At 62.5% G+C, this 21,301-nt stretch carries 31 protein-coding genes and 1 tRNA gene; 10 read left to right on the top strand and 22 right to left on the bottom strand.

What is annotated here, in order from left to right; genetic code table 11:
* Positions 1-87 precede the first annotated feature (87 nt).
* From LK493_RS02020 to LK493_RS01940, 17 genes are all read right to left on the bottom strand, one after another.
* The gene (locus LK493_RS02020; protein ID WP_227789940.1) at positions 88-465 is read right to left on the bottom strand and encodes a hypothetical protein; all 378 of its coding nucleotides are present in this window, start codon (positions 463-465) and stop codon (positions 88-90) included.
* 7 nt (positions 466-472) lie between these two features.
* Complete coding sequence (locus LK493_RS02015) at positions 473-655, bottom strand: hypothetical protein (protein WP_227789939.1); 183 nt, start codon at positions 653-655, stop codon at positions 473-475.
* Positions 643-1,047, bottom strand: coding sequence for a hypothetical protein (locus LK493_RS02010; RefSeq protein WP_227789938.1), 405 nt, complete (start codon positions 1,045-1,047; stop codon positions 643-645). The genes LK493_RS02015 and LK493_RS02010 overlap by 13 nt, the downstream gene beginning before the upstream one ends.
* A gap of 2 nt (positions 1,048-1,049) precedes the next feature.
* Positions 1,050-1,502, bottom strand: a complete 453-nt coding sequence (locus tag LK493_RS02005) for a hypothetical protein (RefSeq protein WP_227789937.1) — start codon at positions 1,500-1,502, stop codon at positions 1,050-1,052.
* Positions 1,499-2,083: an ATP-binding protein gene (locus LK493_RS02000; protein ID WP_227789936.1), complete on the bottom strand. Its 585-nt coding sequence runs from the start codon at positions 2,081-2,083 to the stop codon at positions 1,499-1,501. Before LK493_RS02000 ends, LK493_RS02005 begins: the two co-directional genes overlap by 4 nt.
* Positions 2,061-2,666, bottom strand: coding sequence for a DUF6291 domain-containing protein (locus LK493_RS01995; RefSeq protein ID WP_227789935.1), 606 nt, complete (start codon positions 2,664-2,666; stop codon positions 2,061-2,063). The genes LK493_RS02000 and LK493_RS01995 overlap by 23 nt, the downstream gene beginning before the upstream one ends.
* Before the next feature lies 1 nt (position 2,667).
* Positions 2,668-2,988 (bottom strand): hypothetical protein, encoded by a 321-nt coding sequence (locus LK493_RS01990; RefSeq protein WP_227789934.1) that lies wholly within the window; start codon positions 2,986-2,988, stop codon positions 2,668-2,670.
* Between the two features lie 9 nt (positions 2,989-2,997).
* A complete protein-coding gene (locus LK493_RS01985) occupies positions 2,998-3,375 on the bottom strand; it encodes a single-stranded DNA-binding protein (protein WP_321573258.1) in 378 nt (125 codons plus the stop codon).
* Positions 3,375-4,016: an ERF family protein gene (locus tag LK493_RS01980; RefSeq protein ID WP_227789933.1), complete on the bottom strand. Its 642-nt coding sequence runs from the start codon at positions 4,014-4,016 to the stop codon at positions 3,375-3,377. The genes LK493_RS01985 and LK493_RS01980 overlap by 1 nt, the downstream gene beginning before the upstream one ends.
* 11 nt (positions 4,017-4,027) lie before the next feature.
* Positions 4,028-4,510, bottom strand: coding sequence for a hypothetical protein (locus tag LK493_RS01975; RefSeq protein WP_227789932.1), 483 nt, complete (start codon positions 4,508-4,510; stop codon positions 4,028-4,030).
* Complete coding sequence (locus tag LK493_RS01970; RefSeq protein WP_227789931.1) at positions 4,510-4,806, bottom strand: hypothetical protein; 297 nt, start codon at positions 4,804-4,806, stop codon at positions 4,510-4,512. Before LK493_RS01970 ends, LK493_RS01975 begins: the two co-directional genes overlap by 1 nt.
* Positions 4,807-4,815: 9 nt before the next feature.
* Complete coding sequence (locus tag LK493_RS01965) at positions 4,816-5,136, bottom strand: hypothetical protein (protein ID WP_227789930.1); 321 nt, start codon at positions 5,134-5,136, stop codon at positions 4,816-4,818.
* Complete coding sequence (locus tag LK493_RS01960) at positions 5,133-5,564, bottom strand: RusA family crossover junction endodeoxyribonuclease (RefSeq protein WP_227789929.1); 432 nt, start codon at positions 5,562-5,564, stop codon at positions 5,133-5,135. The genes LK493_RS01965 and LK493_RS01960 overlap by 4 nt, the downstream gene beginning before the upstream one ends.
* A gap of 26 nt (positions 5,565-5,590) precedes the next feature.
* Positions 5,591-5,926: a hypothetical protein gene (locus tag LK493_RS01955; RefSeq protein WP_227789928.1), complete on the bottom strand. Its 336-nt coding sequence runs from the start codon at positions 5,924-5,926 to the stop codon at positions 5,591-5,593.
* Positions 5,919-6,200, bottom strand: a complete 282-nt coding sequence (locus tag LK493_RS01950) for a hypothetical protein (protein WP_227789927.1) — start codon at positions 6,198-6,200, stop codon at positions 5,919-5,921. The genes LK493_RS01955 and LK493_RS01950 overlap by 8 nt, the downstream gene beginning before the upstream one ends.
* Positions 6,197-6,589, bottom strand: coding sequence for a hypothetical protein (locus tag LK493_RS01945; RefSeq protein ID WP_227789926.1), 393 nt, complete (start codon positions 6,587-6,589; stop codon positions 6,197-6,199). The genes LK493_RS01950 and LK493_RS01945 overlap by 4 nt, the downstream gene beginning before the upstream one ends.
* Before the next feature lie 79 nt (positions 6,590-6,668).
* Entirely contained in the window at positions 6,669-6,866 is a 198-nt protein-coding gene (locus tag LK493_RS01940; RefSeq protein ID WP_227789925.1) for a helix-turn-helix domain-containing protein, read from the bottom strand.
* A gap of 150 nt (positions 6,867-7,016) precedes the next feature.
* Between LK493_RS01940 and LK493_RS01935 the strand changes: the two genes are divergently transcribed.
* From LK493_RS01935 to LK493_RS10340, 3 genes are all read left to right on the top strand, one after another.
* Entirely contained in the window at positions 7,017-7,355 is a 339-nt protein-coding gene (locus LK493_RS01935; protein WP_227789924.1) for a helix-turn-helix domain-containing protein, read from the top strand.
* Between the two features lie 3 nt (positions 7,356-7,358).
* Positions 7,359-8,066: a hypothetical protein gene (locus LK493_RS01930; protein ID WP_117800534.1), complete on the top strand. Its 708-nt coding sequence runs from the start codon at positions 7,359-7,361 to the stop codon at positions 8,064-8,066.
* Between the two features lie 88 nt (positions 8,067-8,154).
* Positions 8,155-9,597 (top strand): recombinase family protein, encoded by a 1,443-nt coding sequence (locus tag LK493_RS10340; RefSeq protein ID WP_227790054.1) that lies wholly within the window; start codon positions 8,155-8,157, stop codon positions 9,595-9,597.
* On the opposite strand, the gene LK493_RS01920 is transcribed toward LK493_RS10340, so the two are convergent.
* The 4 genes from LK493_RS01920 to LK493_RS01905 all read right to left on the bottom strand — a co-directional run bounded on the left by LK493_RS01920 (position 9,556) and on the right by LK493_RS01905 (position 14,074).
* Positions 9,556-9,632 (bottom strand) — tRNA-Glu (locus tag LK493_RS01920). The two genes, LK493_RS10340 and LK493_RS01920, sit on opposite strands and share 42 nt — an antisense overlap.
* A gap of 99 nt (positions 9,633-9,731) precedes the next feature.
* Entirely contained in the window at positions 9,732-11,909 is a 2,178-nt protein-coding gene (locus LK493_RS01915) for a MurT ligase domain-containing protein (RefSeq protein ID WP_227789923.1), read from the bottom strand.
* Positions 11,910-11,954: 45 nt separating this feature from the next.
* The gene (locus tag LK493_RS01910) at positions 11,955-12,998 is read right to left on the bottom strand and encodes a hypothetical protein (protein WP_227789922.1); all 1,044 of its coding nucleotides are present in this window, start codon (positions 12,996-12,998) and stop codon (positions 11,955-11,957) included.
* Positions 12,998-14,074 (bottom strand): tetratricopeptide repeat protein, encoded by a 1,077-nt coding sequence (locus LK493_RS01905; protein WP_227789921.1) that lies wholly within the window; start codon positions 14,072-14,074, stop codon positions 12,998-13,000. Before LK493_RS01905 ends, LK493_RS01910 begins: the two co-directional genes overlap by 1 nt.
* A 500-nt stretch (positions 14,075-14,574) precedes the next feature.
* Between LK493_RS01905 and LK493_RS01900 the strand changes: the two genes are divergently transcribed.
* The 6 genes from LK493_RS01900 (at position 14,575) to LK493_RS01875 (ending at position 20,593) form a co-directional block, all read left to right on the top strand.
* Positions 14,575-15,798, top strand: coding sequence for an iron-containing alcohol dehydrogenase (locus tag LK493_RS01900; RefSeq protein ID WP_227789920.1), 1,224 nt, complete (start codon positions 14,575-14,577; stop codon positions 15,796-15,798).
* An 83-nt stretch (positions 15,799-15,881) separates the two neighbouring features.
* A complete protein-coding gene (locus tag LK493_RS01895) occupies positions 15,882-16,982 on the top strand; it encodes a glycerol dehydrogenase (RefSeq protein WP_227789919.1) in 1,101 nt (366 codons plus the stop codon).
* Positions 16,983-17,095: 113 nt separating this feature from the next.
* The gene (locus tag LK493_RS01890) at positions 17,096-17,602 is read left to right on the top strand and encodes an iron-containing alcohol dehydrogenase (protein WP_227789918.1); all 507 of its coding nucleotides are present in this window, start codon (positions 17,096-17,098) and stop codon (positions 17,600-17,602) included.
* A 151-nt stretch (positions 17,603-17,753) separates the two neighbouring features.
* The gene (locus tag LK493_RS01885) at positions 17,754-19,007 is read left to right on the top strand and encodes a 4Fe-4S binding protein (protein WP_195361398.1); all 1,254 of its coding nucleotides are present in this window, start codon (positions 17,754-17,756) and stop codon (positions 19,005-19,007) included.
* Positions 19,008-19,121: 114 nt separating this feature from the next.
* Positions 19,122-20,198 carry a redox-regulated ATPase YchF gene (gene ychF, locus LK493_RS01880; protein WP_035136922.1) on the top strand — a complete coding sequence of 359 codons (1,077 nt, stop codon included), beginning with the start codon at positions 19,122-19,124 and terminating at the stop codon, positions 20,196-20,198.
* An 11-nt stretch (positions 20,199-20,209) separates the two neighbouring features.
* Entirely contained in the window at positions 20,210-20,593 is a 384-nt protein-coding gene (locus tag LK493_RS01875) for a DUF1648 domain-containing protein (RefSeq protein WP_089572786.1), read from the top strand.
* A gap of 9 nt (positions 20,594-20,602) precedes the next feature.
* On the opposite strand, the gene LK493_RS01870 is transcribed toward LK493_RS01875, so the two are convergent.
* Positions 20,603-20,992 (bottom strand): hypothetical protein, encoded by a 390-nt coding sequence (locus LK493_RS01870; RefSeq protein ID WP_227789917.1) that lies wholly within the window; start codon positions 20,990-20,992, stop codon positions 20,603-20,605.
* 76 nt (positions 20,993-21,068) lie between these two features.
* Here LK493_RS01870 and LK493_RS10335 point away from each other — a divergent pair, with 76 nt between their 5' ends.
* Positions 21,069-21,284 carry a helix-turn-helix domain-containing protein gene (locus tag LK493_RS10335; RefSeq protein WP_227789916.1) on the top strand — a complete coding sequence of 72 codons (216 nt, stop codon included), beginning with the start codon at positions 21,069-21,071 and terminating at the stop codon, positions 21,282-21,284.
* The last annotated feature ends 17 nt before the right edge of the window (positions 21,285-21,301 follow it).

Genomic DNA, 21,301 nt, shown 5'->3' with positions numbered 1-21,301 from the left:
ATGCGATGAGCGGGAGGCACGCCAAAAGCAGCGGGATGCTCAACAGCAGCGCTGCGGCCCTTATGGCGTCCTCCCCGGTCGGTCTCCTCATTCCATCCAGCTCCCCGGCCTCTTGTGGCCATAGTCCCAACTTCTCAATCTGAACACCTGCCCCATCGGCAGGCCGTGGGTCGCCGCCCAGCAGCGGTCCCACACCGTGTGGACCTTCACATCAGGGTCGGACACGCCTATCTGCCGTGGGCTGGTGCATAGGAGCGGCTCGTGGCACCTCTTCCCGTCATGGAAGTGGACCAGCGCCTTGCAGCGGTCGAACGCCTCCACGGTGCCGAAGTCCCGGTACAGCTCGCGGACATCGCCCTCTATCTCGCCCCTGATGCACCCGTGCACGTCGCACATCCACGTGAGCGTGTCCTCGACGTGGTCGCGCGGAGGCGCGGGGAAGAGGTCGAGGACCGTCTGCCCCACGCACGCCCTATTCATCACGGGCGATGCGGTAGAAGGTCGGCATGCAGTCCGGCGGGGTCACGGCGTTGGCGCGGATGAACTCCATGCACTTCTCGAAGCTCCCGGCGCAGACGTCGTAGAAGGAGCCGCTCGACGGCATCGGCCTGCCGCCGTCGCTCTTGTCGAACACGACCGCCTCTACTCGGTACATTTGGCCACCTGCTCGTCATAGATGGCCTTGAGGTCGTCGCGCATGAATCGGATGAGCGTCTCCTCGCTGATGTCGTCCGGCAGCGGCTTCAAGCGCACCGCCTGATGGCACCACTCGTCGAAGTCGAGCAGCTTGCCGCTGAACGCGCCCTTGACGTCCGTGACCTCGGCATAGGAGAAGCGGGTCAGCATCTCCTCGCGCATGACCGTGTCCGCGAGCGCCTCGATGGGCGTCTTGGGGCGGTCGATGGTCTCCTTGTAGCTCTTGGCCCTCTTGGTCATGGCGTAGAGCTGCTTGGCCAGCTTGTTGTTTTCGGCCACGAGGCGCTCGTTGCGGCGTTGCTCGTAGTCCAGCTCGGCGAGCACGTACTGCTCGCAGTTGGTGATTTCCATGTCTAACCCTCCGTTATCTCGATGGTTCGTCCCGTCTTGGTATCGGTTATCGCCCAGTGTCCGTAGGCGTAGAGCGCGGGGTCGTGCGGCTCGTGCTCGCACAGCAGCGTGCCGTCCCACCACGCCTCCTCGAACTCCGGCTCGTCCCACACCCACTCGGGCCTGTATCTCGCCCCGCCGTGGAACCCGTCGTGGCATCCCGTGGTGCCGCTCCCGCACAGGGCGATCAGCGGCGAGCGGAGCCGCCACGTGCCCCTGGGTGTGACGAGGGCGAAGTCACCGCAGCGCCTCGGCACGATGTGGTGGCAGTTCGTGGCCTGCCGCCCGCAGATTCCGCAGCGCTCGGCGGTCAGCTCGTAGCGGTTGCCCACGTAGCGCGCGCCGACGTGGGGCTTTCCGTAGAGCTCCGCGCGGTCCTTCGGGACTCCACGGAGCTGCGATGCGCTAACTATCATCCGAGCCTCCTGTCCTGCCCCTTGACCTCGATGGGCCTGCACGCACCGGCGAGGCGCGATGCCACGCGCTTGCCCGCCATGCCTCCCCAGAGGTCCCTGATCTGGCCGATGCGGTAGTTGCTCGTGACGATGGTGGGCAGGCCCTCGGCCACGCGGGTGTCGATGAGGCGCGTCAGCGTCTCGATGGCCCACTCGGTCGGGCGCTCGGCCCCGAGGTCGTCCAGGGCGAGGAGCCTGTACCGCTCGGCCCTGCGGAGCGCCCCGCGCTCGCCGCCGTCGTACTCGGAGCGGATGTCGTCGAGTAGGCGGCTCGTGGTGACCAGCTTGGCGCTCGTCCCGTCCAGCACGGCCATGCGGACGGCGCAGGCGGCGGCGTAGGTCTTGCCCGTGCCCGGCTCGCCCCAGAGGTATGCGCCCTCGCCCTTCCCGGTGAGCTTGGCCATGCGCTTGCCGAGGTCGCAGTCGGCCTCGGCGTAGGGGCCGCGCAGCCCGGCCTTGCGGAGGCGGGAGCGCATGATTGCGGCGATCTGCTCGCGCGCCCCGTCGGGCATGAGCACGTTAGAGATTTGAGTACGCATCATGGCCGACCTCCTTCTTCGCCTCGCGCTGCTGCCACGTGGAGCACGCGGCCTTCCAGTTCTTCATCGGCTTGCTGCCGACCTTCCACCCGACTGCCTCGTAGTAGCTCCAGAACGCCTCGGGGTTGAACGTGTAGCCCTTGGCCGAGACGTACTCCTCGACTTCCGCGAGCGCGGGTTTGACGAATCTCTTACTAACTGCCTTGCCTTGCTTTGCCTTGCCTTGCTTTGCTTTGGCTTCGGCGCTGTACCCGTCACCCTTTTGCTCTACCGAAAGGGGTTCGTCGTTTCCTTCAGGCTCGTCGTTTGGGGTTTCGGTTTCGCTAAAGGGGGGTTTAGCACCGTCTAAAGGGGGCTTTCTGTTACCTCGTCCACCCGTTTTGCCTGCCGCGATGCACCGTTTCGAGTAGTCGATGTCCTCGCGGACGCTGGCGAAGATGGCATCGAGCGGCCATTCCAGCTCCGGCTCGATGCCGTAGGTGCCGTACTGGGCCAAGGCCCAGAGGAGCTTTCCGCGCTGCTCCTCCGGTGCCTTGGCGCAGGCTGCGGTGAACTTGGGAAGCCACTTGAATTGGGCCTCCTCCATGTCAGCGCTCCCAGGTGAAGGCGGCCTTGGCCGCGTTGAAGGTCAGGGTTGCCTCGCTGCCCACGATCACCTCGAGCACGTCGAAGCTGATGGCCTCGACCTCGGGATGGTCGGCGGCGAAGCACATGGCCACGCGCTGCAGGCGCTTCTTGTTGACCTTCGGCGCTGCGTCGTTGCCGCGCGAGCGCTTGACCTTGGCCTCGACTAGGAGCGCCTGGCCGTTGGTGACCGTGTAGACGCACCGGCCCTCGGGGCAACCGTAGCCGGTGGCCCCCGGGATGTAGACCTCGAGAGCGAGGTCGAGAATCGAATACTGCTCCATCTTCACTCCTTAGAACGGGCAATCGTCGTCGTAGACCTCGTCGGGCACGTCGTCTCGCTTGGCCCCGCCGGAGAACGTGACGTTGTCCGCGATCACCTCGAGGCGGCTGTGCTTCTGGCCGTCCTTCTCCCACTTGCTCTGGCGCAGCCTGCCCTGGACGCAAACGTGCGTGCCCTTGGACAGGTAGCGGTTGAGCGCCTCGGCGCGCTTGCCGAAAACGGTGACGTCGACCCAGTTGGGCACGTCCTGCCACTCGTCGCCGACCTTGCGGCGCTCGTTGACGCACACCGAGAACCGGAGCACCTGCGTGCCCGTCTGCGTGGCCCGCAGCTCGGGGTCGCGCCCGAGGTTGCCGCTGATGGTGACCGTGTTGATTCCGCTGCTCACTAGTCAATCTCCTTACTGTCCCTGGCCATCTGGGCCAGATGCTTGCCGAGCTCCTCGAGCTGCCTGTCGGTGAGCTTGGTCGTGTCGTCGGTGCCGAAGTTGGCCTCCTCGTACGCGCGGAGGCCCTCCTCCTTGACGCCGTTCTGCATGCACTCGGCCTTGAGCTTCGCTATCTTGGCTAGCATCACCTTGCGCTTGCTCGGGCACGGCTTCGTCGGGGCCTTCTCCTTCGTCTCCTTGGGGCCTGTGTCGCCGTCGGTGTCCTCCTCGCCCACGAGGCCGAAGGCCATGAGCGCGGAGTAGCGGCGGGCGTAGGTCTCGCGCTTGCCGAACTCCTGCGGGTCGCTGGCGTACTCGTAGGGCTTCACGTCGAGCACGCGCTCCTCGTCCCCGTAGGCCACGACGGTGTTCAGGAGCATGCCCGCGCCGTTGGCGGCGACCTCGGAGCGCTGGTAGAAGAAGATTCCGCGCTTGTTCAGCGGCGGCCTGATGATGTTCAGAACCAAGTCCAGCGGGGAGTACGAGTAGGTCTGGTATCCCTTCTGCCCCGTCTTGCTCTTCGGCGGGTTGGCCATCTCGGCCTGCGCCTCCGCGAGCAGCTGGGTGAACAGCGCGGACGGGTCAAACGTATCCGGTTTCACCGTCTGGGCCATCACAGCTCACCGTCCCCGAGCAGGGCGGCCGCGCTCATTCCCTCGACGCGCGGGCCGAGCGCCTGCATGACGTCCTCGGGGGCGCAGCCGCGCACCGCTGCGGTCTTGGGCGACTTGGGGCACCACATGGCCCAGTCGACCATTTCGCCCGTGTCGGTGCACACGACCTTGTCCCCGGCCTTGGCGAAGTGGGCCTCCCAGCCCTTCTTGGGCACGATGTCCACCATGCCGATGGAGTCGAGGAAGGCAACGGCCTCGTCCATGCGCTCCTTGAGGATTACCGGGGCCGCCTTGCTGTAGCTGATGCCGATCTCGCCGACCTTCTCGTCGCCGACGATGATGGCGCGGCGGTCGGTGTGGGTCTCGGCGAAGCCCTCCATGATCTCCTGCCGCGCGATGGCCTTGGCCTCGTCGAGCGCGGGCTCGATCTGCTTCTGCATGGCCGTGAGCACGGCCAGCCTCTCGTCCTGCGTGTACTCCATTACTCACCGTCTCCAATCATTCGCGCCTCGTCCGTGATTACCTCGTAGACCTCTCCCGTATCAGCGTCCACGTTCGCCGGTCGGTCGAACGGGAGCGGCTCGCCCTCGTCCTCCTCGTCGTAGTCGAGCGGCAGCTCGTCCTGGATGTCGGCCACCGTCAGGACGACGGGCTTGCCGGAGAGCTTGAGGATGGGGAAGGCGTTGGCGTCGCTCGTCAGAATCTCGAGCTGCAGCACGGCCGTGCCGCCCTTGACCGTCGCCTGCTTGAAGTTGGCCCTGATCTCCATGGGTTCCATAGATGCCTCCTATTTGATGCCGAAGATGGCGGCCATGAACTCGCGGCACATCTCGCGCTCGTTCTCCTTGGTGATGGGCGTGAGCACCTTGGCGACGAGCTCGCGGCTCTCGGCCACGTCCTTCTCGTCGAGCTTCGCGAGCCCGGCCTCGCACAGCGCGATCATCATGTGGTAGGCGTTGGCGCTCTTCACGCCGCCGGTGTGGTCGGGGTGGGCCGCATCGAACATGAGGTTGGCCGCGATGCAGGTGGCGTGATCGAGCACCTTCTTGTGGAAGTGGTCCGCCGGGAGTTCCTCGAAGAGGTTGCCGTCGAAGTACTTGTCGTTCATTTCTTTTTCTCCTTTATGTATTCCTCGGTGAAGTGGGTGATGCACACCTTTGCCAGCGGCGGCGTGCCGTATGGCGTGCGGCATCCCTTCTGGACGCCACCCATCACCACGTGGGCGTCGTCCGTGTACGCGACGCCGTTGAGCGCGTCGCATATGAGCTTGCCGATGTTGTCCCAGTCGGGCTTGCCGAGGTCGGCGCGGCCCACCCAGTACTTCGGGTTGCTCTTGGCCAGTGGCCTGAAGGTCTCGATGGCGACGGTCACGATTCCGTCGAAGTCCCCGTGGTCCTCGTGCTCGGCCCTGTAGGCCTTGCGTACGGCCTCCTCGGCGAGCCTCGTCTGCTTCGGGGTGTAGTTGCGTCCGGTTCGCGGGTCGGTCCGGTGGCGCTCCTTGCCCACGATCTTCTCCAGCTCGAGCTGGAAGGTCATGGAGCGCTCCCTGTGCCTGACCCAGCTCATGCCGTAAACCCGTCGGACTGGCTGCGGTGCTTGTTGAAGGCGTCCTTGAGGCTGGGGTAGCGCGCCTCCATGATTCGGGCGAATGACGGCGCGAGGCCGTTGCGCACGCCCACGTGCAGCTCGTTTCGGACCATGTTGACGAGGTAGTTGGCGCTCACGTAGCCCTTCTTGGAGAGCCTCACGGCGTTCTCGACCATGTAGTTCCATGCGCCGGGGTTCTCGTCAATCCAGCGGCGCGCGTCCTCCGCGTCCGCCTCGCCCTTGGCCCCGAGGCCGAATATCTCGAGCTTGCCGCTCTGGGGCTTGGGGTTGTAGCGCTCGTCGTTACGCATGGACGCCCACCGCCTCGTATGCGACCTGCGCGCTGTGCACCGCGCCGTCCATGGTCGGGATAATCCAGAGCCACAGCAGCGCGCACATGGCGAGCGCCGTCACGGTGATGCCGACCAGAAGCCCGGCCCTGAAGGCATCCCTCTGCCTGTCGGCCCGCTCCTGCGCTGGCAGGCGGTAGCCCTCGCGTGCTACGATGCGGGGAGTCCTGTTGGACGTGCGGGCGCTCTTGGTGTGGTTGCTGGGGGTGCCCGCGTATCTGTTTTGAGGGGTCATTCTTCCTCCGTTCCTTGGTTGTCGCTTCTCGAAAACTTCTCGTCGATTTGACGTTTTGCGCGGTATTTGCGGCTGTAGAGCCGCTGCCGCTCCTTGTTCACGCGGTCCTCCCTCTTCACCTCCTCCTCCATCGCCCGCACCTGCTCGGCGATCTCGGAGGCGCGCTGCTCCCTTGTGCAGGAGACGCACCACCCGGTCCGGCTGGAAAGCGGCTTGAAGGTCTGCCGCCCGCAACGCGGGCATATCCAGCGCCTGCGGAGTGAGAGTCCGTATTTGGACGCCTGGACCTCCACCGCCCTCACCGTCTTGCCGAGGGCCTCGGCTATGGCCACGGCCCCGTCCCCGGCGTGCTCCTCGAGGTAGCGGACTTCGCTGCTCGTCCACGTCATTACGCCCGGCGTCCCTTCCAGGACTTGAAGCGGCGCTGCAACTTCCGGCGCATGATGTCGAGCCTTTGGTTGCGGGGCATTACGCCACCGCCTTGAAGTCGTCGAGCGTCAGGTCGAGCTCTGCGCAAAGCGATACGAACTCGTCTGCGGCGATCTTGCGCTCGCCGTTCAGGCTGCGGCGCAGAAGCTCGGCGTTGATGTTCGTGCGGCGCGCCAGCTCGGTGCACGGGATGCCGCGCTCCTGGACGGCTGCGCCAATAACCTCGTATGCCTTCATCTGTTCTCCTCTCCTAGGTTTTGTAGGTACGACCTGAATACTACCGCAAAAATGTAGGAAGTCTAGCCTGTATATAGAATTATTTCCTACAAAACGTAGTTTTTTGACTACACATGCCCTATACTTCAGATAGCGACGTTAGGAGGAGTCATGGAGCCTGTAAGGCGCTGCATCGCGGATAACATCAAGAAGTTCCGCCTGGAGAAGGACCTAAGTGTTGAAGACATAGGCAATGCCATAGGTAAGAGCGGTAAGACAGTTAGCGCATGGGAGGTCGGGCGCGGCCAGCCAGACGCCGACACCATGATCAGGCTCTGCCGACTGTTCGATGTCGACATAGCTGACTTCTACGGCGAGAGCGGTGATTTGGCACCAATCTCAAACGATGAGCGCGATCTCGTCGACACGTACCGCGACCTTACGTCGCCGCACAAGCATGTCTTATTGGCTGTCGCCCGCGAGCTGCGGGCGGCGCAGGGGAAGGAGTAACCCATGATTACCCGCAGAACGTTCCTGGCCGCTATGGCCACGGCTTCGTTAGCGCCGCTTGTCGGATGCTCCGGCGGGCAACAAGCCGGTTCCGGTCAGCAATCGTCTGGCGAGTCCAAGGAGGTCGAGAATCGGAGCGAACCGAAACCATTGGAGATTACCGAGTCCGGCTGGTCGGTGGTCGGCGACGGATGGGTCTACTACGGCTTCGCGCTGAAGAACACCAACAAGGACGTCGAGGCCCAGATGCCTACGGTGACGATAACTGGCAAGGCCGAGGACGGCTCCATCGTCTTCTCCGACAAGCAGACCCTGTTCGTCGTCCTCCCCGGTGAGACCGTACACTACGGTTTCCAGGCGGGAAACGGCACCGCTCCCGCAACGGTCGAGTTTAAGGCGAATGAGCCGAGCTGGGTAGACAGCCAGACGCTGGACGAAGACGTCTTTACCGTATCGAACACGGCTGAAGTACCTGACTCGTACGGCGGCGTCTCGTACACAGGCGAGTTGACCGCCAACTACGATCTGGACAAGAAACAGTACAGCCAGGTCGCCGTCTCCGTGATTGCTCGCGACGCCTCCGGGGCCATTAACTACGGAAACACGACGTTCGTCGATACCCCGTCCAAGGGCGAGTCCGAGCCGTTCGAGATTTCCTGCTTCAACATGCCCGAGCACTCCTCGTTCGAGGTATACGCCCAGGTCTGGTAGCGGCAAAGTGAAACCCCGCAGGTCGAAGCGCGCCAACGCTGCTGCGGGGTTTACCAGATAGCCGCCCGTTTGGAGGGCATCCTAGATTATGCCAGAAGATATAAAGACCGCCGTCATATACGCCCGCTTCTCGTGCTCGAAGCAGCGCGAGGCCTCGATTGACGACCAGCTGCGCGTCTGCCGCGACTGGTGCGCGCGCGAGGGCTACGCCATCGTAGGGGAGTACTCCGACTACGCCATGAGCGGCCGCAGCGACGACCGCCCCCAGTTCCAGAAGATGATAGCCAACGCGGGGGAATCGGACATCGTGCTCGTGTACATGATGGACCGCTTCTCGCGCGACGAGTACGACGCCCCCGCATACAAGCATGAGCTGCGCAGGAAGGGCGTCGAGGTCGTGTCGGCCATGGAGGCCATGCCGGACGGCCCCGAGCGCATCCTGATCGAGAAGATTTACGAGGGCCTCGCGGCCGTGGAATCGGTCAAGACCTCCATGAGGACGCGGCGCGGGATGGAGGGCAACGCCCTCAAGTGCAAGACCAACGGCGTGCGCGTCTACGGTTACGGCCGGAATGACGACGACGAGTACGTGGTGAACGAGGACGAGGCCGCGATAGTGCGCGAGGCGTTCCGGCGCTCCTGCGACCACGAGCCGGTCGACTCCATCGCCAGCGACTTCGCGCGGCGCGGCGTGACCACTAGGACGGGCAGGCCGTGCGGCTACTCGATGGTGTACCAGATGCTCCACAACAGGAAGTACACGGGCTTCTACTCGTGGGGAGGCATAGAGGTGGACGGCGGCATGCCCCAGATTATCGACAAGGCGACCTTTGCGATGGCCCAGGAGGTGAAGCCGAAGAAGCGCCGGGCCTCGGAGGACTGGGGCACGTTCGCGCTGTCCGGCAGGGCGATCTGCTCGGAGTGCGGCCACAACATGGCCGGGACGTCTGGCCGTGGCAAGAAGAACGTCAAGTACGAGTATTACGGCTGCCGCTGCGGTGCCAAGCCCGTCCGGCGCGACTGGCTCGAGCACGAGCTGGCCGAGGCCATCAGGGGGATGCTGCGCGACCGCGAGACGGCCCTCCGCATATCCCACATGCTCTGGGACGAGCCGGAGCCGGAGATAGCCGACGCGCGCAGGCGGGCCATGGCCTCGAAGCGCAAGGCCGAGAACGGCCTCCAAAACATCATGGCCGCGATTGAACAGGGTATCGTGATGCCCGAGTTCACCGACCGCATAGCCCAGCTTCAGGCCCAGAAGGCCCGCGCCGAGCGCGATCTGGCCTCCTATGACGAGGCGCGCATCGACCCAGAGGAGTTCGCGGACTTCCTCCAGTGCGGCGGCGGGATGGACGACGCGGCCGTCCTCGATTCGTTTGTCTATCAGGTGATGGTGACGCCGGAGGAGTGCGTGGCCACGCTCTACTGCGACGACGAACGCAACGAACCCGCACGACTAAGCATCGCACGGGTTCGCACATTTTCGGGTTGGTGCCCCCAGCGGGATTCGAACCCGCGATATCCACCTTGAAAGGGTGGCGTCCTTGGCCGCTAGACGATGGGGACAGCGGGAAAGAGTATAGCAGACTTTTTTGCCGGCGCGTATATCGTTGGCAAACTGGAAAACCACCACAAAGGTGCCTGTCCCTTTGTGGTGGTGAGGTGCTAGGGGAGCAGCTTCATGGCGGCGTCGTGGGCGGCGTGTTCGTAGGTGTCGTCGAGGGACTTGAGCGGCAGCAGGGCTGTGGCCTGCGCATCGCCGCGGCGCTCGAGGGCGTGGGTAATGAGCCAGTCGGCGAGTTCGGGATTCTTGGGTAGCGCCGGTCCGTGCAGGTACGTGCCGATGACGCCCTTGTAGATCAGGCCCTCAAAGCCGTCTTCGCCGTTGTTGCCGGTGCCCGTGACGACGGACGTTCCGAGTGGCGTGGCATCTGCGTCGAGCAGAGTGCGGCCGCCGTGGTTCTCGAATCCTACAAAGGGCTCGGGTGCCAGGTCGGTCTTGACGGCGACGTTGCCGATCAGTCGGTCGGAGCCGCGTACAGTTTCGGCGGCAATGACGCCCAAGCCCTCGATGCGATCTTCACCCATGTAGTACGAACGGCCGAGCAGCTGATAGCTGCCGCAGATAGCAAGCAACGAGCCGCCGTCCTCAACATAGGCCGCAACCTTGTCTTTTTGAGCGAGCAGCTCGTGCGCCACGGCCAGCTGGTCGCGATCGGAGCCGCCGCCCATCATGACGATATCGGCGTCGGTGAGATCGAGCGCCTCGCCCATGCGGACCTCGTCCACGCGAACGGGGATGCCGCGCCAGGCGCAGCGGCGCTCGAGGGCGATGACATTGCCGCCGTCGCCGTAGAGGTTGAGGGCATCGGGGTACAGATAGACGATGCGCAGGGGGCGCGAAAGCTCGGTCGGCGCGACGCCGACGGGGACGGCACTGCCATCGGCGCACGTTGCAGCGTGGGCGGCAACCGTAGCCGCATCGGTGCCTTTAAGCTCGTCGAGCTCCTTGACCAGCGGCGGAAAGGCCGTGTAGTTGGCGACGGCATAGAAAGTGTCGCCGGCGGCTTCATCCGCAACGGCACCGATCGCCTGCTCGATATTCGAGATAATCGCGGCATCGATGCCGGCGTACTTGAGGCGCACCTGCATGTCGTGCGCGCGCGTGCCGCCGGCAAAGGCGACAAGCCCCGTTGTATCGGCGATGCGCTCAAAGTCGACGTCGTAGATCCACGAGACATCGTGGCCGTCGGCGTCGTTGTCGTTGAGGAAGAACGCGCAGAGTCTGCCGCCTGCCGTCTTGATGGACTGGATTTGTCGATCGAAGCCCACGGGATTTTTGGCCAGGTTTGCCTCGACGGTTCGACCGGCGATATTCCAACGGCCCATGCGACCACCTGCTGGCACGTAGGCGTCGAGCGTGGGCTGCAGGCGTGCGGTGTCTACGCCCAGCTCGTGGGCGGCGAAGAAGGCTGCGGCTACGTTGTAGACCATATACAGGCCGTTGTAGCGTGTGGCGATGTGCACGGCAGCCGCGTCGGGCGTAGATCCAAAGACCAGGTCAAAGCCGTAGCCGTCGCAGCCGAGCTCCACGCTCGTCACGCGACGGACAAGCCCAGGGCGGGTCCAGCCGCACGAGGGGCAATGGTATGCGCCAAGCTGTCCGTACTGCACATAGTCGTACTCCAACGGTGCGTTGCACTGTGAGCAAAAACGCGAGTCGCTAATGCGGTCGGACTCGGTGCCCGTGGCACCGTCGATGCCAAAGGCGATGCTTGCATTGGGAACGCGCGCGGCGATCGAGGCGCACAGCGGATCATCGGCGTTATAGATGAGCGTCGTTGCCGGCGAAAGCTCCAGCGCGTGGGCGATGACGTCTTGGGTGTGGTCGATCTCGCCGTAGCGATCCAGCTGGTCGCGGAACAGGTTGAGCAGCACAAAGTAGGTCGGCTTGAGCTTGGGCAGGACGCGCACCGTGTAGAGCTCGTCGCACTCAAAAACGCCCACGCGCTTGCCGCTGCTGGTGTGCTTAAGGCCGCCGCGGGCCTCGAGCAGCGCGCCCACCACGCCCGGCTCCATATTGTTGCCGGCGCGGTTGCATACCACGGTGGCGCCGCTGGCGGCAACGGCGTCGGCGATGAGGTTGGAGGTGGTGGTCTTACCGTTGGTGCCGGTGATCACCACGCTGCGGTCGACAAGGCCCGCGAGGTCGCTCAGCAGCTCGGGGTTGATCTTCATGGCGATGCGGCCGGGGAGTACGCCGCCCTGGCGCTTAAGGACGGAGCGCAGCCCCCAGCGGGCGATATCGCTCGAGGTGCAGGCGAGAGATGAGCGGAAGTTCATGAAGCCGTTCCTAACGTGAATGACATGGTCGTGGCGTTTGCGCCGTTAAAAGCCGTAACGGCGCGCAAATTCCTGGGCAAGCTGCGATACGTCTTCACAAGCGTTGGCCCAGGGGGCAAAGTCGGGAGTATCCGAGATAATGCCGTCGGCCTCCCAAACGGCCTGGTGCGAAAGATCCCACGGGTCGTGCGGCTCGGGTCGGCAGGGAAGATACGGCGTCTGGTACATGGGGTTCAGCAAGAAGAACGCGCCGCCCTCGCAGCGGTTGGCAAACTCGCGCAGCGCGCGTGTCGCCGGACGCATCTTGTTTGTTTTGAACAGCAAAATCGTGCGGGCGAGCAGGTACCAGGGGGAGTTCTCGAGTGCATCAGCTCCCACCTGCTCCTCGAGCTGGTGAGCCAGGGCAAAAAAGCCGTCCTGGTCTTCCAAGCGGGCGAGGGCGAGCAGGACGGTGCCGGCAGCTCGGGTGGGATAGCCTTCTGCCTTAAGGACGCGGCGAGAATAGTTGGCGGCAGCACGGTAACGAGCGCTCGCCATGCACAGCTGCGAGATGGCCTCGAGCGTGTGAAGCCAGCCAATAAGCGCCGGCTCGCTCACGGTAAGGTCTGCTGCGGTGACACCGTCGGCCAAAACATTATTAGCCCAGTAGTGCGGGGCCTCCATATCAAACCCGGGCACGCTCTGTTGCAGGTAGTCGGCCGTACTCGTCTCGAGCTTCATCAAGTCGCCCAGGCAGGCATCGACGGGCGTGTCCGCCAGGATGATGGCGAGCAACTGGGCGTCGAGGACATGCGCATCGACGCGAACAATCTTGAGCAGCTCATCGCGCATATCGTCGAACAGACGATTGCGCGTCTGCTCAAACTCCTCGTCGCTGCCCATGTCTTCGATGCGACGAAGCTCGTCAAGCAAGTGACGATGAACGCCGGCATAGGACAGCAGCGCTTGGGCATGCTCGGTCTGCGCATACTTGTGAGGGTTTGCGCTGATGTCGTTATGGACAAGCTCGCGTGCTGCATCGGTGAGTTCGGGGTGCGACGCCAGATAGGTGCGTTCCAGGTAGGCGGGGATGTAGACGCTCGGATCCATTAGAGGTCTCCTCCCTTAAACGGCAAACCCTGCTCGGCCGCCCGCAGTATGCGCTCATCGATTTGGGAACGCAGGATATCGTTGGTGGCGACCCAGGCAGCAAAGCTGGCGTTGTCGGGGGCGCCCAGGCCCTCCTGCAGTACCGGCGTCGCCTCGGACAGCGCGAGGACAAGCTCGTCGGTGGAGCCCACACCCACGTTGACGCGGGCATAGACGCCATCGGGAAACTCGGTTTGGAAGTAGAGCGCCTCGGCCGCGTGCGGGCACGAGCGTGCGAGGATGCGCAAATAGTGCTCGGCGCCCTCGTAGTCCAGCTCGCGCCAGGCAGCGCTCATCAGCGCGATGAGCGTCCACGGGTCCAAGTCGCGCTCCGCATCCTTGGGACGACGGCGCAGCGGCGTGTTGGCGAGATAGGGGACGGAGTGGGCAGAGCGAAAGCGCTTGAGCTCCTCGGCGGGGTATTCGAGCTTTGCCATGGCGAGCATCGCGGTGTGGCGGACACCAGCGGGGTCGTTGGGCGCAAAGTCGAGGCTGCGGTTTGCGGCTTCGAGCGACATGCGATAGCGGCCGCTAATGAGCGCGCGTGACGCAAGGGCGGCAAGCCAGCGCAGGTAGGGGCGGCGCATAAGGTCGCCTGCGGCCTCACGCTCGTAGGGGTCCTGCGCCGAGGCGGTCTTGAGTGCCAGGTCGTGCTCCACCTCGTCGCACTTGGACACCAGATACTGTACGTACTCCTCGTTGGAGTTGGCGGTGAGGGCGGTCAGCATGCGCTGAGCGTCCCAGTTGGCCGGATCGAGCTCGGTTGCCTCGCGAAGCATGTTCTCGGCAGTGGCCTCTTCTTGCTCTGCCTGGGTATCGTCAGGGATAAAGGGAATGCGGTAGTCGACAGCCTCGACCACCTTGGCAATGAGGTGCCCGGCGCGGTCGCGGTCGTGCACGATGAGCGGTGCGGGGTTGCGGGTGAATTGTTCCATCAGACGCTCTACGGCGGCACCGTCGGTGAGCGGGATATTGTCACGGCGCAAGGCCTCAAGAACGAGGCGATGGCAATCCTCTTGAATGGGATCGAATGCCATGGGGCCTCCTTTGCTGCGGTTAGGGTTCAAATGTTTCTATATAAAATTCTAGTTTACCCGCATGTGGCACAACGGGGGTGCCGCACTTGGACTTGCACCTTTGCACCACGAAGACGGATGTCGCACAAATGTCGGCACCTTGGACGACCGAGTGGTATCACGGTGCCGCAAACGGTCGATTTTTGGCGGCGAACGGTGCATATTTTGGAGGGGCACGGTCCTGCCCGGGATATGTAGTCAACCTTGATAAAACGTTTGCCCAGCTTGGGAGTATGAATGCCGCACAAGGGTCTTCAGGGATAGAAAAAACGTTTCATCATTGGCGGCTTTAGGTGAATAACTGACCAACCAGAACGGTAAAATAGTGTTTGTCTGAGCGTTGAGACGTTTAGACATCGCGCATTGTCATCGCCGGCAACGCGCAAACCGGTCCTAACGGAGCCAATTGGGTGCTCCGTTATATACGCAAGTCTAAGAGGGGCTTGTTTAGGAGGCACAGTATGGGACGTTTTACCAATCCTCGCGATCTGTACTTTGGTGAGGGCGCTCGCCACGAGGTGAAGAACCTCAAGGGTAAGAAGGCCATCATCGTTTCTGGCGGCAGCTCTATGCGCCGCGGCGGGTTCCTGCAGGACGTTGAGGCCGACCTCAAAGAGGCCGGCATGGAGGTCAAGCTGTTCGAGGGCGTCGAGTCCGATCCCTCCATCGAGACCGTCATGAAGGGCGCAGCCGCTATGCGCGACTTCGAGCCCGACTGGATCGTTGCTATCGGCGGCGGTTCGCCCATCGATGCTGCTAAGGCCATGTGGGTCTTCTACGAGTATCCCGAGGAGTCCTTCGATAACATTATCCAGCCGTTCAGCTTCCCCGAGCTGCGTCAGAAGGCTCACTTCTGCGCCATTTCCTCTACCTCCGGCACCGCTACCGAGGTCACCGCGTTCTCCGTCATTACCGACTACGCCAAGGGCATCAAGTACCCGCTGGCCGACTTCAACATCACCCCTGATGTCGCCATCGTCGACCCCGAGCTCACCTACACCATGCCCGCCAAGCTGTGCGCTCACACCGGCATGGATGCTCTGACCCACTGCATGGAGGCCTACGTTTCCACCTGCGCCTCTATGTTCACCGACGCCAACGCTCTGCACGGCATCCGCGAGATCGTCGAGTGGCTGCCCAAGTCCTATGCTGGCGACCATGAGGCCCGTCAGCACATGCACGAGGCTCAGTGCATCGCCGGTATCGCCTTCTCCTCGGGCCTGCTGGGCATTGTTCACTCCATGGCTCACAAGACCGGTGCTGCCTTCGAGAACGGCCACATCATCCACGGTGCTGCTAACGCCATGTACCTGGGCAAGGTCATCCAGTGGAACTCCAAGGACCCGCGTGCTGCCGAGCGTTACGCTTACGTGGCCAAGGAGATCCTGCACCTTCCCGGCAAGACCAACGAGGAGCTCATCGCTGCGCTCGTCCAGAAGATCCGCGACCTCAACGACCAGCTCAACATTCCGCAGTCCATCAAGGATTACGCGAATGGTGGCGTGAAGGTCGACGCCGAGAACCCGCAGATGGTTTCCGAGGAGGAGTTCCTCGCCAAGCTGCCCGAGATCGCCGCGAACGCCGAGACCGACGCCTGCACGCCGGAGAACCCGCGTGAGACCAAGGCTGCCGACTTCGAGAAGATCCTCAAGGCCTGCTACTACGACACCGACATCGATTTCTAATCGACTCTTGTTATCGTAACGAGGGGCTCCGCACGTATCTGTACGGAGCCCCTTTCTTTTTTCTTTTAGAGAATGGGATAGTTATGGCTGCAATTTTCAATAGCCCCAGCAAGTACATCCAGGGTCCGGACGAGCTCGCCAAGCTCGGCTCCTATGTCGAGCCGCTCGGCGCTAAGGCCCTCGTCATCGTGACGCCTTCGGGCAAGAAGCGCGTCGGTGCCAAGATCGAGGGCGGCTTTGTCGAGGCTAAGGCCGAGCTGCTGTTTGAGGACTTTAACGGCGAGTGCTCCAAGGGCGAGGTCGATCGCCTGGTTGCGCTCGCCCGAGACAACGGTTGCGACATCATCGTCGGCGTCGGTGGCGGCAAGATCCTCGACACCGCGAAGGCCGTTGCCTATTACCTGGAATCCCCGGTTATCATTTGCCCCACCATCGCTTCGACCGATGCACCGTGCTCGGCACTTTCGGTGCTCTACACCGATGACGGCCAGTTCGATAAATATCTCTTCCTTAAGGCAAACCCCAACATTGTCCTGATGGATACGATGGTTATCGCGGCGAGCCCGGTGCGCCTGACGGTTTCCGGTATGGGCGATGCGCTCGCAACCTATTTCGAGGCCCAGGCGACGCACGATGCCGACGGCGGCACCTGCGCTGGCGGCAAGGGCGGCATGGCCGGCCTGGCGCTCGCCAAGCTCTGCTACGAGACGCTTATGGCCGATGGCGTCAAGGCCAAGGTCGCGCTGGAGAAGGGCGCGCTCACGCCTGCCGTCGAGCATATCATCGAGGCCAATACGCTGCTTTCGGGTATTGGCTTTGAGAGCTCGGGCCTTGCTGCTGCTCATGCCATCCACAATGGCCTGACGATGCTGCCCGAGTGCCACGGCATGTATCACGGCGAGAAGGTCGCCTTCGGCACCATCGTCCAGCTGGTACTCGAGGATGCTCCGACCGAGAAGCTCGAGGAAGTCTTGGGCTTCTGCATTGAGCTGGGTCTGCCGGTCACGATGAAGGAACTTGGCGTTGCCGAGCTTACGCGCGAGCAGGCCATGATTGTTGCCGAGGCCGCCTGCGCGCCCGATGACACCATGTGCAACATGCCGTTTGAGGTGACGCCCGAGATGGTCGCCAACGCCATCCTGGGTGCCGACGCACTGGGTCACTACTACCTTATGGATGAGTAAACTTAGGTAAGGAAGGGGCAAAGCCGACAGATGGCTTTGCCCCTTTTTGCTATGGCGCAAAGGGGTCAGGTTACTTTGCACCAATCGTTGTTTGATGAAGGGCGGATTCTCGCATGGCACTTCCCATGGTTTATGGCGGTCCCGGCCGGTATGTTCAGGGGCCGGGCGAACTCTCGCGTCAGGGCAGGTATTTGTCATGGTTGGGCTGCGCTGCCTATGTCTTGTTTGACCAGGGCACCGAGGATCGGCTGTGCAGGCAGATCGTCGATGGATTTCTGGACGACGATCTGAGTGAGCCGTTCTTTAAGATTTATGACGGTCCGTGTACGGAAGAGGCCGTTGTCGAAATGGCTAAGGAAGCCCAGGCCGAGTATTGCGACATGGTAGTGGGTATTGGCGGCGGCAAAATGCTCGATATCGCCAAGGCCGTTGCGTTTTATGCCGAGTTGCCGTTGTGCGTATGCCCCACAGCGGCGTCGATGGACGGTCCGTGCAGTGCGATTTCCGATGCCGACCTGATGAGCGTTGCAGATGCGGCCTTTAGAAACGAACGCAACATGGCCAACGAGCAGACCAAGGTGACCAAACAAAAGCTCGTGCAGCTCATGTGCGAGGCATAGCTTGGCGCTTGATTGACCTTGTGCAATCGAGGCAGCGATAGGCCATGGACTATTTGCCGCAAAGATGAGCCGCGTGTAATTTGCCCGAGGCGTGGGCCGATAGCGTATCATTATCTCTTGCTTGTTTGCACTGCTCAGGGAGGGGCCGCGCATGGCGCAGGAACACGATCTGTTTGATGACATTATCGAGATCAGCAAGGGTTTCGACTTTCTTAAAAACCCGCTTGGCGGCGTGACCGATGCACTCGATCCGTCGGCGCCGCAGTGGAATCCTGCCGACTACAAGGAGCGCCCGCGCGGCAACACCATTCCGTGCCTGACCTGCAAAAACGAAAAGAGCGGTTGCACCGCGTGCATGGACGTGTGCCCGGTCAACGCTATCGAGGTCGAGGAAGACGCCATCGAGATCCTCGACTCCTGTCGCAAGTGCGGCCTGTGCGCCGCTGCCTGTCCGACCGAGGCGATCATCTCGCCGCGCCTGGCGCCTAAAAACCTGTATGACGATATCGTCTCCGCTGCTACGAGCCACGAGACCGCCTACGTCACCTGCACACGCGCCCTCAAGCGCATGCCGCGCGAAAACGAGGTCGTCGTTGCCTGCGTGGGCGATATTACGGCCGAGACCTGGTTCTCGGTACTGGCGGACTATCCCAACGTGAGCGTCTACCTGCCACTGGGCGTGTGCGATAAGTGCCGCAACACCGGTGGCGAGGACATTCTGGGCGAGGCCATTGCTACCGCCGAGGAGTGGGCGGGTACGGGCATGGGCCTGGAGGTCGACCCCAAGAGCCTCAAATGCCATAAGCGCCGCGAGTACGAGCGCAAGGAGTACATGGATAAGATTGCCCGCACCACGGGCCTGACGGTGACCAAGCTCAATCCGGCGACGGCGGCGCTGGCCTCGGTGACGCAGAAGTTGAAGGCTCACCGTCACCAGATCACGCAGCTCGAGCGCACGCTCAACACCATGTGCGGCACCACGACGACCAAGCGTCGCCGTTCGCTCACGCACGGGCGGCAGCTGGTGCTCTCGACGCTGCAGAACCACCCCGAGCTTGCCCAGAATATGCAGGTGAGCACACCGGAATGCGATTTTGACAAGTGCACGTCGTGCGGCGAGTGCGTCAACGTGTGCCCCACGTTTGCCTGCGATTTGGTGGGAAGCGGTCGCTTTGCACTGGAGTCCACGTATTGCCTAGGTTGCGGAGCCTGCGTCAAGGTGTGCCCCGAGCATGCGCTCAAGCTGGTCGAGCACGATGCGTCCAATCTGGTCGTTGTCGACCCCGAGGCCGAGGAAAAGGCCGCTCAGAAGGCGAAGGCTCACGAAGAAGCTGAGAAGGTTAAGGCCGAGGCAAAGGCCAAGCTGGACAAGATGCTCGACCAGGTGGAAAAGCTCGCGGACTAGTCAGCGAGCTCTATCTCTGCTTCATTTGCGCCGTCGTGGTGTCCGGATTCGCCCGGATGCTGCGGCGGCGCTATACTTATACGGTTTGAAGTACCTGTACCAAAAGGAGCTGTCGTGTCCCTTTCCATCGGTATCGTGGGCCTGCCCAACGTGGGCAAGTCGACGCTGTTCACCGCGCTTACCAAAAAGACCGGCCTTGCCGCCAACTACCCGTTTGCCACGATCGACCCCAACGTGGGTATCGTCGACGTGCCCGATAGCCGCTTGCAAAAGCTTGCCGACATCGTTAACCCGGGCCGCATTGTGCCGGCGACGGTCGAGTTCGTCGACATCGCAGGTCTGGTGAAGGGCGCTAACGAGGGCGAGGGCCTGGGCAACCAGTTCCTGGCCAACATTCGCGAGACCGATGCCATCTGCGAGGTCGTGCGCTACTTTAAGGACCCCAACGTCATGCGTGAGGTGGGCCGCACGGGCGAGTTCGTCGATCCCGCCGGCGATGCCGACACCATCATGACCGAGCTCATCCTGGCCGACATGGGCACGCTCGAGAAGCAGCTGCCTAAGCTCGAGAAGGAGGCCAAGCGCGACAAGGAGCTCATGCCCAAGTTCGAGGTCGCCAAGCGCCTGCTTGCCTGGCTCAACGAGGGCAAGCGCGCCGCATCCATGGAGATGACCGACGAGGAACGTGCCGCCGCCAAGGGGCTGTTCCTGCTCACCATGAAGCCCATCCTGTATGTGGCCAACGTGGACGAGGATATGCTCAACGACGACCTGGCGCCCATCGATGGCGTCAAGCCGTTGCCCATCTGCGCCAAGATTGAGGCTGAGCTTTCCGAGCTCGATCCCGAGGACGCCGCCGACTACCTGGAGAGCCTGGGCCTGGAACAGCCCGGTCTGGACGTGCTCGCGCAGGCGGCCTATAAGCTGCTCGGTCTGCAGTCGTTCTTTACGGCCGGCGAGATGGAGGTCAAGGCCTGGACGGTTCGTCAGGGCGCGACCGCCCCGCAGGCCGCCGGCGTCATCCACACCGATTTTGAGCGCGGCTTTATTAAGGCCGAGGTCATTGGCTATGACGACTACATCGAGCTCGGCGGTGAGCAGGGCGCCAAGGCCGCCGGCAAACTGCGTATTGAGGGCAAGGACTATGTCATGGCCGATGGCGACGTCGTGCACTTCCGCTTTAACGTGTAAGGGCGACGCATATGTTTAAATACGGCAAAAAAGCTGGCTACATGGGTATTGCGCTGCTCGTACTTGCGGTGATTCCGCTGGTGGTCGCAGCGTGCGTTATCCCCAACATTGGTCCCGAGGTGGCAACGAAGTTTAACGCCGCCGGCGAGGTGACGCGCTGGGGCAAGAGCTACGAGTTGCTGGCGCTGCCGGTGCTCAACCTGCTGCTGAGCGTGGCGACATACTTTACGGCGGGACGTCAAGCTAAAAACAATGATGACTCCGCCGCCATGGCGCGCATCGTGTGCGAACGCTACCTGCGCAACGGTTGCATCACGGGTGTGTTCCTCAACGTGATCAACGTTTACTTTATGTACTCGGCGATTACCGGAACGGGCTTTGGCTTTGGTTTCTAGCTTGTCCTTTTAGGCAACGAGTCTGCACACATATTCGATAGCTGCTGCGAGGCCGCCGCTCGATCGTGGTCTAAAGACCATGTCGGCGGCGGCCTCGTTTTCGTATCCGGCGCCGCGAAGGGCGAGTGCGATACCGGCTTCCAGGAGAAGGGGCAGACCGCGTTGGCTGGTTGCGATCACGGTAGCCTGATTGAGCGAGCAGCTGTGCGCCTGGCATTGGATAGCAAGTTCACCTTGCGCCGGGCAAGGGACCAGAACGGCGGCGACGCGACTTGATAGCAATGCAAATGCTGTGCGCTCATCGGGCGAAAGGCATTCTGATTCAACGACGACGAGCTTGGGCGGCGCGCTGTTTGTGCGAGGCGTGGCTCGGTACATGCGGACCGAAGAACCCGACATAGAAAACTCCTGTGTATTCGGCAAAACGTAAACTATAGTTTACGTTTATGTTCGGCTCCATTTCAAACTCGGCTGCATGGACGAACGTGCGAAACAGATTCTTGGTAGGCGGGTCGAAGAGACACGCAGAGACCTTGGTATCTCCAAGGTTGATTTTTGTGTGGCGACAGGAATCAGCCGACCCTACCTCGACCGAATCGAAGATGGGACGGCAAATATCACGCTCAAGGTTCTATTTAAGATCGCACCCGCACTCGGTATGACGGTGTCAGAGCTTCTTGAGGGTATCTAATAGGGGATACCCGCCGA

It is taken from the genome of Collinsella aerofaciens, from assembly GCF_020709435.1.
Lineage (GTDB): Bacteria > Actinomycetota > Coriobacteriia > Coriobacteriales > Coriobacteriaceae > Collinsella > Collinsella aerofaciens_AU.
This window is presented reverse-complemented; position numbering and strand designations above follow the sequence as displayed.

Bases quoted from the DNA above. Each gene is read 5' to 3' on its own strand.
- LK493_RS01995 (WP_227789935.1), bottom strand. From the start codon at position 2,666: ATGGAGGAGGCCCAATTCAAGTGGCTTCCCAAGTTCACCGCAGCCTGC.
- LK493_RS01930 (WP_117800534.1), top strand. From the start codon at position 7,359: ATGATTACCCGCAGAACGTTCCTGGCCGCTATGGCCACGGCTTCGTTA.
- LK493_RS01935 (WP_227789924.1), top strand. From the start codon at position 7,017: ATGGAGCCTGTAAGGCGCTGCATCGCGGATAACATCAAGAAGTTCCGC.
- LK493_RS01900 (WP_227789920.1), top strand. From the start codon at position 14,575: ATGGGACGTTTTACCAATCCTCGCGATCTGTACTTTGGTGAGGGCGCT.
- LK493_RS02005 (WP_227789937.1), bottom strand. From the start codon at position 1,502: ATGATAGTTAGCGCATCGCAGCTCCGTGGAGTCCCGAAGGACCGCGCG.
- LK493_RS01960 (WP_227789929.1), bottom strand. From the start codon at position 5,564: ATGACCTTCCAGCTCGAGCTGGAGAAGATCGTGGGCAAGGAGCGCCAC.
- LK493_RS01950 (WP_227789927.1), bottom strand. From the start codon at position 6,200: ATGACCCCTCAAAACAGATACGCGGGCACCCCCAGCAACCACACCAAG.
- LK493_RS01940 (WP_227789925.1), bottom strand. From the start codon at position 6,866: ATGAAGGCATACGAGGTTATTGGCGCAGCCGTCCAGGAGCGCGGCATC.
- LK493_RS02015 (WP_227789939.1), bottom strand. From the start codon at position 655: ATGTACCGAGTAGAGGCGGTCGTGTTCGACAAGAGCGACGGCGGCAGG.
- LK493_RS10340 (WP_227790054.1), top strand. From the start codon at position 8,155: ATGCCAGAAGATATAAAGACCGCCGTCATATACGCCCGCTTCTCGTGC.
- LK493_RS01910 (WP_227789922.1), bottom strand. From the start codon at position 12,998: ATGGATCCGAGCGTCTACATCCCCGCCTACCTGGAACGCACCTATCTG.
- LK493_RS01875 (WP_089572786.1), top strand. From the start codon at position 20,210: ATGTTTAAATACGGCAAAAAAGCTGGCTACATGGGTATTGCGCTGCTC.
- LK493_RS01990 (WP_227789934.1), bottom strand. From the start codon at position 2,988: ATGGAGCAGTATTCGATTCTCGACCTCGCTCTCGAGGTCTACATCCCG.
- LK493_RS10335 (WP_227789916.1), top strand. From the start codon at position 21,069: ATGGACGAACGTGCGAAACAGATTCTTGGTAGGCGGGTCGAAGAGACA.
- LK493_RS01915 (WP_227789923.1), bottom strand. From the start codon at position 11,909: ATGAACTTCCGCTCATCTCTCGCCTGCACCTCGAGCGATATCGCCCGC.
- LK493_RS01955 (WP_227789928.1), bottom strand. From the start codon at position 5,926: ATGCGTAACGACGAGCGCTACAACCCCAAGCCCCAGAGCGGCAAGCTC.
- LK493_RS01970 (WP_227789931.1), bottom strand. From the start codon at position 4,806: ATGGAACCCATGGAGATCAGGGCCAACTTCAAGCAGGCGACGGTCAAG.
- LK493_RS02010 (WP_227789938.1), bottom strand. From the start codon at position 1,047: ATGGAAATCACCAACTGCGAGCAGTACGTGCTCGCCGAGCTGGACTAC.
- LK493_RS01890 (WP_227789918.1), top strand. From the start codon at position 17,096: ATGGCACTTCCCATGGTTTATGGCGGTCCCGGCCGGTATGTTCAGGGG.
- LK493_RS01945 (WP_227789926.1), bottom strand. From the start codon at position 6,589: ATGACGTGGACGAGCAGCGAAGTCCGCTACCTCGAGGAGCACGCCGGG.
- LK493_RS01905 (WP_227789921.1), bottom strand. From the start codon at position 14,074: ATGGCATTCGATCCCATTCAAGAGGATTGCCATCGCCTCGTTCTTGAG.
- LK493_RS01895 (WP_227789919.1), top strand. From the start codon at position 15,882: ATGGCTGCAATTTTCAATAGCCCCAGCAAGTACATCCAGGGTCCGGAC.
- LK493_RS01975 (WP_227789932.1), bottom strand. From the start codon at position 4,510: ATGGAGTACACGCAGGACGAGAGGCTGGCCGTGCTCACGGCCATGCAG.
- LK493_RS02000 (WP_227789936.1), bottom strand. From the start codon at position 2,083: ATGATGCGTACTCAAATCTCTAACGTGCTCATGCCCGACGGGGCGCGC.
- LK493_RS01965 (WP_227789930.1), bottom strand. From the start codon at position 5,136: ATGAACGACAAGTACTTCGACGGCAACCTCTTCGAGGAACTCCCGGCG.
- LK493_RS01870 (WP_227789917.1), bottom strand. From the start codon at position 20,992: ATGTCGGGTTCTTCGGTCCGCATGTACCGAGCCACGCCTCGCACAAAC.
- LK493_RS01885 (WP_195361398.1), top strand. From the start codon at position 17,754: ATGGCGCAGGAACACGATCTGTTTGATGACATTATCGAGATCAGCAAG.